Here is a 9,345-nt window from a genome sequence, read left to right as displayed (position 1 = left end):
CCTGCTCAACTGTAAAGTGGTGGCCGCAATCCTTGCAAAAATATCTTTGCCTTTGTTTAACTATACCATCTTTACGAAAATTCTGGCTTTTACATCTTGGACAACTATTCATATTGATTAATAATAGGTTAATAATTATCCAAATATACAAAAACTATACTAAATTAACAATGCCCGATTTTTTTCTTGTCTCGAAGCAGGTGGCCGATAATTTAAGGACCAGTTACAGGGAACAAAACCGGTTTATCCGCGGATATATCCAGTCTATTGGTTTTTGTTCTGAAATACTCCCCTTTGAAGCCCCCTCCCGGCTGAATGGCCAAAGCCACTATTCGTACCTGAAGCTGATAAAGCTGGCAGTGGAAACGGTGTTTGCCTTTTCAAACAAAGCCTTACGAATAAGCATTTTCTTCTCGGTGATGTTTATTGTATTCACCATTGTTTTTGGTGCTTATACGCTGTACATGTTCATGTTCGGCAACACGCCACCATCGGGCTATACAACCATTGTGCTGTTGCTCACATTTTCCTTTTCGCTGCTGTTTTTGGCCATCACCATCCTGTCGCTCTATTTTGAAAAAACAATACAGGAAATGCGCCAACGGCCTATCTACATTATAAAAGGAATAAAACGATACCAATCTGAATCTGATTCTTTTCTGATTTCAAATACAGTTACAACAGGAACAATTAGCTAAAACAAAAAATGGGAGGAAAAATCTACATAAACATTCGTCAACTGCTCATTAAACTCCAGTTTTGGTAGCTTCCCTCCCGGGAAGCAAAAATAGTACATTTTAAAAGAATTTGATAATGAACGATTATCCCCCTACCACAAATTAAATGAATTACAAATTTTTTAAAACAAAGTATTATGAACAAAAAAGTAAAAACAATAACAACCTGGATGGCAGCAGCAATATTTCTGCTGGCCCTGGCCATAAACATTAAAGTTACGCTGGATGACCCGTTTGTGATGCTGAGCGATGAGGCGATAGCGCAGACGACTGGAACAGGAGGAGGAACAGGAGATTGCTGTCCTGATGTATGGGATTGGGGGTTACTGAGAATGGTGGAGGATGATGATTGTATTCGCAGAACGGAATCAATTGTTGTAGTCTGTTCTTCAACCAAGATATATAGGACTTATTTCGAAGCATCTGGATCAATAGCAGGGAAAGCAATTGTTCAAGGCGCAATAATTTCGTTGCAATCTGGAGTTCGAACCGAAAATTATACGGATCAAAGTCATTCCTCTTCTTTTAGTGCTACACGAGTAAATTGTCCAACAGATGGAGACTGTAAGAATTGTACGGAATATGATCCTTGTTGGTAGATAAAAGGAATTGATATTCATTTTTACGTTTAATTTACTATAGACAATAATGGAAGTTATAAGTTGATTAGATCTTTAGGAGGATATTTTGTTTTTAATCTAAAACGATTCCGGTAAAATTAATTAATAAGCTAATCTGGAAAAAATCGTCAGGATACTAGTAAAATCAAATTGTTACTTTTAATATTCTTTTCAACTTATAACCATTTCATAGAAAACAAACGGGATATGAAATTAAAAAACGACTGTCTTTTAAGTGATAGTTGAAGATTGAAAAATAATATAATAATTATATGAGAACAATTACGTTATTTATTTTATGCTTGGAATTATTTCTAAGTTCATGTGTGTCAGAAACTAAATCAAAAATAGAACTACATCCTATGGCACAAATAAAATCCGATGCGGATGTATCAGAATATGTTGCAAATGTACTAAATGGTAATATGTTATCAGAGAATACGTACAATTTATTTATACCTGAGGATATATTCTCACAACAACTTGATTTTAATGAATTAATAGATGGTATCAGGCTTATACCATTAGAGACCAATGAACAATGTTTAATTGGAGAAATAAACAAAATATTAGCAATGGAAAATGGATATATAATATTTGATAAACGAAATAAAAATATATTTCAATTTAATAAAAAAGGAAAGTTTTTGAAGAGGATTGGTAATATAGGCAATGGACCTCATGAATATACTGATCCGTATGATGTGTCTTTAGATACTTTAAATAAACAAATAATTATAGTTGACCTTACAGCTCGAAAGCTAGTAAAATTCGATTATGATGGGGACTTTGTCAAAACTACTCCCATGTATTTCCTTTTTCAACATCTTGAAAAGTACAATAATCATGTAATCTACAATTTAGGTGGTTCATATAATACTAGAAATCCTTCTCTTGACCAGCATAAATTGGCTATCACTGAAGAAAATTTTGATTCAATCTATAGATTCATGCCATATGAAAGAAATATTAAAAACAGCTATTCGGTTGAAAGGCCATTAAGAAAATTTGGCGATGATGTCTTTTACTATAACTATTTTACTGATACAATATGGAAGATAAACAATGTAGGTTTGGAAGCATTTTGTAATATTAATTTTCAAGGAAACGGATGGGGGTTAAAAATTAACGAGGTGAAAGATGATCAAGATATGAGAAGTCTTTTTGACAAGTCTTGGTACTTTAATGGGGATTTTGTTATTTCTAACAAATATATATTTATTGAGGTTTTTAAGAAAGATCAAGCTTCAAGTATTTATTATTCAGTTCAATCTGGTAAAATGCTGTGTGGAAGCGGTGTCAAAAATGCTCCTAATAGGCTAATTTCTATTATATTCAGATCTCCTCATACTATAAATGATGAAAATGATTTTGTTTCATATTTTGAGCCGTTTAAAATAGTTCGTCATAAAGAATTTATTGAGAATGATCCTCAAAAGGACCAATACAGAGAACTTTATAGTTTACTTGATTCTATAGATGAAAGCGATAATCCAATTCTAATTGTTTATTCTTTACACACATTCTAATTTATTAATGGTCAATCATTATGAAAAAATATATTGTTTATTTTGTCTTAATCGGAATGATAATTATGAACATTATCTTTATATGTAATATCAAGAAGAATAAGCAAAACTTGGGAAATATAATATTGTCTTCCAAAGAAACGTTTACAGATATTGCTAAAAGAGTAGCAATGCATTCTGATTATTGTGGAACATCAATATTGGAAGACTCTTTATCTATTCAATCACTAACAAAGGGTGAGTTACTTTTAAAACAGGTTATTTCAGAGAAAAAATTTGTGATCTACTTTAATAAAAATCAATGTGACGACTGTATTCGTAAACTAATAATGGAAGTTGAAAATGCATTTAATAATTCAGATTTAAATGAGAGAATAATATTGCTTGCAAGTAACTATAGTATCCGTGAATTAATGGTTTTCAAAAAAACTAATCATATTCACTATCCCATATTTTTGATTGAAGATAATAATTCATCTTTTTTTTGTAAAATGAGTCAATCAAACCAACCATTTTCATTTGTGATTGATTCAACCTTACAGATTGGTAATATATTCTTCCCTGATGAAAAAACAAAACTATATTTAAATAGTCGTTATTATAACAATATTATTAGTGAACTGAATTCATTAGGTACTGAAATTAGTAATCCTTCTGATATTATAATCGACAAAACGGTAGTTAATTTAGGTAAGATAAAAATTCGGAAAAAATACTCAGGATCTATCAAAGTAACCAATATCGGAAATACCTCGGTCGATTTTAAATCCATAAGTTCCAATTGTAGTTGTTTACATGTCTTTATGGATACAAGATCATTAATGCCAGATTCATCTCGCTTTATTCATTTCGATATCATAATAATGAATAAGGATAAATTCTCGAAATCTATTGTTTTAGAATTTCCTTCGAAAAAAGATAAGTTCATTACTATGTGGATTGAAGGAATAGCAAAATAATTCGAAAATTGAGTTTAATATGAAACCGTTTTTTCGAATGCCTCAACAAGTCCGCATATATTGACAGTTAAAGGGGAAATTAACAAATGAATTCTCGTAATGATTATTTATCCTCACTAATATCATTTTAAACGTTACTACTGGTGTATAAATATTCAATTCCTTCAATAACCGGCACTGTAATTTTGGTCTTTTTGATAGCCGTTCTGCTGAAAGAGCTGGCGTTTGGACTATTTTCCATTCCCAGCGCCTCGATGGAAGACACCGTACTTTCCGGCGACCGGGTGGTGGTTAGTAAACTGCATTACGGTCCCCGGTTACCCCAGTCGCCTTTCGAGGTTTCGTGGGTGAATGTGCTGTTTTGGTTAAATAAGAAAGCCCGTTCGCACATCGATTCCACCTGGTGGAAATACAGGCGCCTGAAAGGTTTCTCAACGGTTTCGCGCGGAGATGTTGTTGTTTTTAATTTTCCGGGAAAGAACAAGGGCACATTTTATATAAAACGTTGCACCGGCCTGCCCGGCGATACGCTGGCAATAAAACATGGCACAATAATTTGCAACGGGCAGGCTATGGACCCGCCGGAATTCTACAAAGCAAATTATTTCATCCGCACCACCGATATGGATCGTATGTTCCATTTCACCGACAGCCTGCACATACCGGTTTCAAAGGCAGTGGGGGATGAACTCCCGGCCTGCTTCCAGGCTGTACTTAATCTCAGCGAATACCGGCATTTAAAGGAGCTCCGCGGAATTGAATCGGTAAGTTATGCGGCTGTACCGGCAGAACGGTCATCAGCAGTTTACCCTTACAACCAAAAATTTTTATGGTCGCCCGATAATTTTGGCCCTGTGGCGGTGCCCAAAAAAGGAATGCAAATTGAACTGAATGAAAGGAACTTTATCATTTACGGAAGTACGATAAATAATTACGAAGGACAAACCATCAGCTTTGAAAATGGCCAATCCATGCTCGATGGGATACCTGTTGCCTCATACACTTTCAGGCAAAACTACTACTTTATGCTGGGCGATAATCGCCATAACTCCGCTGATTCCAGATTTTTGGGATTTCTTCCGGAGGAAGGCATCGTGGGTAAAGCCGTCCTCGTGCTTTTCAACTACCAAAACGGCAAATTCAAATGGGACAGGCTTTTGAAACGGGAAATATGATACTTTAAGATAGAACTACTAAAACGGATAAAAAATGAAACACAAACTTTTAAAAATTGTCATGTTGTTTTTCCTGGCCGGCGGATGTTTTTCCTGCGGTACCACGGCTGTTAAAAACAACGCCGAAATAAAATTTGAAGTCACCGAAATTGATTTGGGTGAGCTGCAATTCAAAGACGACGCTAAGGCTTCGTTTACCTTTACCAACCCGGGGAGTACCCCACTCACCATTCAGCATGTAAAAACCTCTTGCGGGTGCACGGTGCCCCACTGGCCAACCAAGCCCATAAAACCGGGTAAAAGCGGAAAAATAAAAATTAATTACGATACCAGCCACCCGGGTATGTTTCAAAAAACCATTACTGTATTTTTCAATGGTAAAAATTCGCCTGAGACATTAATAATTAAAGGAAGAATTGATTACTCCAATGAATTAAGAGAAGAAAATTAAAATGGGAGAGAAAGACCACACATACTGTCGCAAATTGCTCATTAAACTCCAGTTTTGGTAGCTTCCCCTCCCGGGAAGCAAAAATAGTACATTTTAAAAGAATTTGATAATGAACGATTATCCCCCTATCACAAATTAAATGAATTACAAATTTTTTAAAACAAAGTATTATGAACAAAAAAGTAAAAACAATAACAACCTGGCTGGCAGCAGCAATATTTCTGCTGGCCCTGGCCATAAACATTAAAGTTACGCTGGACGATCCCTTTGTGATGTTGAGTGATGAAGCTATTGCGCAGACTGCCTCAACGACCACAACCACAACAGGGACAATGGCAAACGCCTGTTGTCCTATTTGGGATGTGACTATTGAAACAGGAGGTGGAAATCCATGGCCCAAAGTTACTTGCACAACTGGTGGAGAATATAAATGTAACGATTGCGATTGTCCAGATTCAACTTCCAATTAGGTTAAAATTATATAGAGACTGTTTAAATTATACGTTGGGGAGAATTCTAGCTCCGCAGTCAAATAGAATATGAAAACAGTCTCTATATTTATTATTATATTATGAATAGATTAATATTTTTTGTTTTCGTTTTAATAATAATGTCTTGTTCGGACAATGAAAAAGTAACAAATATCAAGGTTATGCCAAAGGAGAATATTTGTTCTTTAGATGAAAATATTTCATACTTAAGCAATATAAACTCCTTTTCTTTCATTGATCGGTCACATTTTGTAGTTTCAACTTCAAATCCTTCCAGTGTAATTGTGTATAATACTGATGGTCAGCAAATAAGGAAAATAGATTACGTTGGTAAAGGTGCATTTGAATTCATAAACCCAGCGATTGTTAAGTCGTATGAAAATAATATTTATGTATGGTGCAGTACAACATTGAGATTGCTAATCTTTGATATGTTTGGTAATCCAATAAAAGAGTTCTCTAATTTTAAGAGAGCCATTTCTAATTTTTGCGTATACAAAAATTATATATGTTTTTATATGTCTGGGGGGTATAAAGAAAAATTAATTGAAGTTTACGATCTTACTGAGAATCGTTATCTAAAAAGCTTTGTAACACCAACAGATGAGCATATTATTTTAAGTATGATGAGTTGTTCTGGAGGAATAACGATGTCTGGCTCAAACGTTATTTTTATGAATGCAAGTCAGTTAGTTGTTAATTCCGTAGATTTGTATTCTTTTTCCCAATATTCAAAAGAAATAAAGGACAAGGAATTCTCTACACAAACACTTGGTAAGGATGCAATTGAACTTATAAATTCGAATAGAAAAAAAGCGTTTAATTATATTTATGATAATAGTTTAGTAACAGGTATTTTTTCTGTGAGTGACGACATCATATTAAAAACCGAAATAGGAAAATATGATCTAAATAGAAATAATATGGATGTTTCTGAAAGGTATGATAAGTTTTATGTATTAGATAAAAAATTGAATTTAAAGTACACACTGAAAACAAAATTATCAAACAATAGATGTTTGTACTCTAGTAATGAAAATAATCTCTATTCAATTAAATTAATTAATAGTGGTGAAGATTTTCATTATGTATTATCAAAGTTGAATTATTAGATGGCAAAATATAATTAATCTTTTTCTGTTACATCCAAGATTTTGTATTCAAAAACTTGGTATATTGCTCTTAATGAAAGGGCGAAATCTAATTGTAAAAATCTGATTATGAAAAATGAATTAAATAGTTTATCGACTAAGCTCTTACTTTCTCTTCTATTTTTTACTTTATTGTCATGTCGAACGAATCAAGATGTTAAAATTAATTTTAAAAATAAAAATTTTGATTTCGGAGAAATTAATTTTGAAGATGACATTGTACATTCCTTTAAATTTTTAAATAAAGGTACAGCCCCACTGAAAATCTATTATGTCAAGACAACGTGCAGTTGTACAATATCAACATGGCCAAAATATTTGATCCCCAAAGATAGTTCAGGAGAAATAACAGTTAGATATAATCATCATTATGATGGGAGTTTTCTCGAGAAAATCATTGTTTATCATAATGGGAAAAAATCAGGAGATACACTGTTGATTAAAGGTAAAATAAAAAAGCCAAGAATCGATGTGAGATTCCCTACAGATAAATAATTTATTTTTTATCATTTAGATGAATTTTAATGAAGTGTTGATAGAATTAAAATGAACAAAAAAGTAAAAACAATAACAAGCTGGCTGGCAGCAGCAATATTTCTGCTGGCCCTGGCCATAAACATTAAAGTTACGCTGGACGATCCCTTTGTGATGTTGAGTGATGAGGCATTAGCTCATACAATTTTCACTAATACAAGTATTGAACCTGGTAAGATTGGTGACCAAGAACCTTGCCGACTGGATCTCGGAGGAGGTTGGTTTACAGGTAGCGTAGAATACATTTGCGTAGACAACTATGTTTGCCCGTCATGTACATGTACCCCAATCCCTTGTGGTGGATAGTATAAGTTAAAGAATTAATTGCAAAGAAGCTCTAAAAGAGGTACACCCTCAAAGCTTCTTTGCAATGAAAGATACAATGCAATAAAAAAACAACAATGAAAAAATATATAGGCTTAAGTATAATTCTTATACTTTTCTCATGTAACAACAAAGTGAGAAACACTCGTACTGCTTCCGCTAAAGAAAATCCTCAGCTTATTGATAATTTAAAAATTTCCGATTCAACTTACTACGATATCAATAACCTCCTGACATTAGACGAATACATTATTCTTGATAGTGATGTCCCTTTAGCCAAAATTAACAGGGTAATAATAACCGGCGAGCAAATCTTTATTTTCGATTCTCAGCCCAAAATAGTGTGTTATAATTATAGTGGTCAAGTGGAATTTAAGATATCTAATAAAGGCAAAGGAGTTGGTGAATTTGTTAATATCGTTGATTTTTCTATCGATAAGAAATTGAAAAGTGTAAAGGTTTATGATAGTTCACTGCGTAAAGTATTATATTATGATATGGGTGACGGTCGATTTAAATACGATAGAAAAATAGCGATTGCGCCAAAAGCCATTGCAAATTTTGGTAGTTATGATTATTACTATAATCCTTACAACTTTAACTATCCCGATTCAAAAGAATATCATTTTTCGTTATTAAAATCAAGAGACGAAAAGGAATTTGTTGACAAATTCTTTCCTCATGATCCGTTAATTTCAAGCTATTTGTTTGGAGGAGGAGGGGAATCACCTTTTTTCTATGGCGAAGATGAACTCTTGTTTGTGAGGCGGTTTGAAACTACCGTTTATTCAATTAGTAACGAAGGTATTTTTCCAATATTTGACATAAAACTTCCCAATGCAGTTCCAAAATCATATATTAAAAAGAAACCTAATCCGGTGGAATTAATGAATTCTCAATATTCCTCAGTATTAACAGATATCTACCGGGTAAAGGATATTTTATATTTTTCGTTTACAAATGCCGGTTATTGGATTTCAACCTTTTATGACCTTTCAACAAGCCGGGTGATTTATTGTGGAAAAAGAATCTGGCCTGAACCATCAAAAGAACTGCCGGTTTACTACCCTCTAAGAGGTATTTCAAAAGGCAGATTTTTTTCGCTAGTAAGTCCTTCAACAATCATTGAGCTTAGAAAGAATAATGAATCAGTTTTTCCAGAAAAAATGTTAGATGTAGAGGAGGCAGACAATCCTGTAATTGCTTTTTATTCAGTTAAATAAGGAAAACATTTCTGATTCAATAAAAAATATCTATCTGATTTTTTATGGATTTAATTAAGGTTTGCTGAAAAACAATATTAACAATTGATTGTCAATAAATTACATACAAAAAAGTCACACAATTTAGCTTCAAAGTGCAAACAAAATATTA

The 9,345-nt window shown here is 33.3% G+C and carries 12 protein-coding genes; 11 read left to right on the top strand and 1 reads right to left on the bottom strand.

What is annotated here, in order from left to right:
* The coding region (locus BUC07_RS21385) for an IS1/IS1595 family N-terminal zinc-binding domain-containing protein (RefSeq protein WP_449451356.1) at positions 1-112 on the bottom strand (112 nt) is incomplete at its 3' end.
* Positions 113-170: 58 nt separating this feature from the next.
* On the opposite strand from BUC07_RS21385, the gene BUC07_RS19910 reads away from it, so the two are divergent.
* The 11 genes from BUC07_RS19910 to BUC07_RS19860 all read left to right on the top strand — a co-directional run bounded on the left by BUC07_RS19910 (position 171) and on the right by BUC07_RS19860 (position 9,194).
* On the top strand, positions 171-698 hold the full coding sequence (locus BUC07_RS19910; protein WP_073174014.1) for a hypothetical protein: 528 nt from the start codon (positions 171-173) through the stop codon (positions 696-698).
* A 176-nt stretch (positions 699-874) separates the two neighbouring features.
* Positions 875-1,336, top strand: coding sequence for a hypothetical protein (locus BUC07_RS19905; protein WP_073174012.1), 462 nt, complete (start codon positions 875-877; stop codon positions 1,334-1,336).
* A gap of 383 nt (positions 1,337-1,719) precedes the next feature.
* Complete coding sequence (locus BUC07_RS19900) at positions 1,720-2,886, top strand: 6-bladed beta-propeller (RefSeq protein WP_175552579.1); 1,167 nt, start codon at positions 1,720-1,722, stop codon at positions 2,884-2,886.
* A 20-nt stretch (positions 2,887-2,906) separates the two neighbouring features.
* Positions 2,907-3,845: an Ig-like domain-containing protein gene (locus BUC07_RS19895; protein WP_073174008.1), complete on the top strand. Its 939-nt coding sequence runs from the start codon at positions 2,907-2,909 to the stop codon at positions 3,843-3,845.
* Positions 3,846-3,988: 143 nt separating this feature from the next.
* Positions 3,989-5,020: a signal peptidase I gene (gene lepB / locus BUC07_RS19890; RefSeq protein ID WP_073174006.1), complete on the top strand. Its 1,032-nt coding sequence runs from the start codon at positions 3,989-3,991 to the stop codon at positions 5,018-5,020.
* A gap of 34 nt (positions 5,021-5,054) precedes the next feature.
* Complete coding sequence (locus tag BUC07_RS19885; RefSeq protein WP_073174004.1) at positions 5,055-5,471, top strand: DUF1573 domain-containing protein; 417 nt, start codon at positions 5,055-5,057, stop codon at positions 5,469-5,471.
* Positions 5,472-5,641: 170 nt separating this feature from the next.
* Positions 5,642-5,941, top strand: coding sequence for a hypothetical protein (locus BUC07_RS19880; RefSeq protein ID WP_073174002.1), 300 nt, complete (start codon positions 5,642-5,644; stop codon positions 5,939-5,941).
* A gap of 182 nt (positions 5,942-6,123) precedes the next feature.
* Positions 6,124-7,074 (top strand): 6-bladed beta-propeller, encoded by a 951-nt coding sequence (locus BUC07_RS19875; RefSeq protein WP_139279669.1) that lies wholly within the window; start codon positions 6,124-6,126, stop codon positions 7,072-7,074.
* Between the two features lie 108 nt (positions 7,075-7,182).
* Complete coding sequence (locus tag BUC07_RS19870) at positions 7,183-7,608, top strand: DUF1573 domain-containing protein (RefSeq protein WP_073173998.1); 426 nt, start codon at positions 7,183-7,185, stop codon at positions 7,606-7,608.
* A 51-nt stretch (positions 7,609-7,659) separates the two neighbouring features.
* Positions 7,660-7,953 carry a hypothetical protein gene (locus BUC07_RS19865; protein WP_073173995.1) on the top strand — a complete coding sequence of 98 codons (294 nt, stop codon included), beginning with the start codon at positions 7,660-7,662 and terminating at the stop codon, positions 7,951-7,953.
* Positions 7,954-8,048: 95 nt separating this feature from the next.
* A complete protein-coding gene (locus tag BUC07_RS19860) occupies positions 8,049-9,194 on the top strand; it encodes a 6-bladed beta-propeller (protein WP_073173993.1) in 1,146 nt (381 codons plus the stop codon).
* The last annotated feature ends 151 nt before the right edge of the window (positions 9,195-9,345 follow it).

Origin of the sequence: Tangfeifania diversioriginum (assembly GCF_900141875.1) — a bacterium.
Classification (GTDB): Bacteria; Bacteroidota; Bacteroidia; order Bacteroidales; family Prolixibacteraceae; genus Tangfeifania; species Tangfeifania diversioriginum.
Note: the sequence above shows the minus strand (reverse complement) of the source record. Positions and strands in the feature narration are given on the sequence as shown.

Bases quoted from the DNA above. Each gene is read 5' to 3' on its own strand.
- BUC07_RS19910 (WP_073174014.1), top strand. From the start codon at position 171: ATGCCCGATTTTTTTCTTGTCTCGAAGCAGGTGGCCGATAATTTAAGG.
- BUC07_RS19905 (WP_073174012.1), top strand. From the start codon at position 875: ATGAACAAAAAAGTAAAAACAATAACAACCTGGATGGCAGCAGCAATA.
- BUC07_RS19900 (WP_175552579.1), top strand. From the start codon at position 1,720: ATGGCACAAATAAAATCCGATGCGGATGTATCAGAATATGTTGCAAAT.
- BUC07_RS19895 (WP_073174008.1), top strand. From the start codon at position 2,907: ATGAAAAAATATATTGTTTATTTTGTCTTAATCGGAATGATAATTATG.
- BUC07_RS19885 (WP_073174004.1), top strand. From the start codon at position 5,055: ATGAAACACAAACTTTTAAAAATTGTCATGTTGTTTTTCCTGGCCGGC.
- BUC07_RS19880 (WP_073174002.1), top strand. From the start codon at position 5,642: ATGAACAAAAAAGTAAAAACAATAACAACCTGGCTGGCAGCAGCAATA.
- BUC07_RS19875 (WP_139279669.1), top strand. From the start codon at position 6,124: ATGCCAAAGGAGAATATTTGTTCTTTAGATGAAAATATTTCATACTTA.
- BUC07_RS19870 (WP_073173998.1), top strand. From the start codon at position 7,183: ATGAAAAATGAATTAAATAGTTTATCGACTAAGCTCTTACTTTCTCTT.
- BUC07_RS19865 (WP_073173995.1), top strand. From the start codon at position 7,660: ATGAACAAAAAAGTAAAAACAATAACAAGCTGGCTGGCAGCAGCAATA.
- BUC07_RS19860 (WP_073173993.1), top strand. From the start codon at position 8,049: ATGAAAAAATATATAGGCTTAAGTATAATTCTTATACTTTTCTCATGT.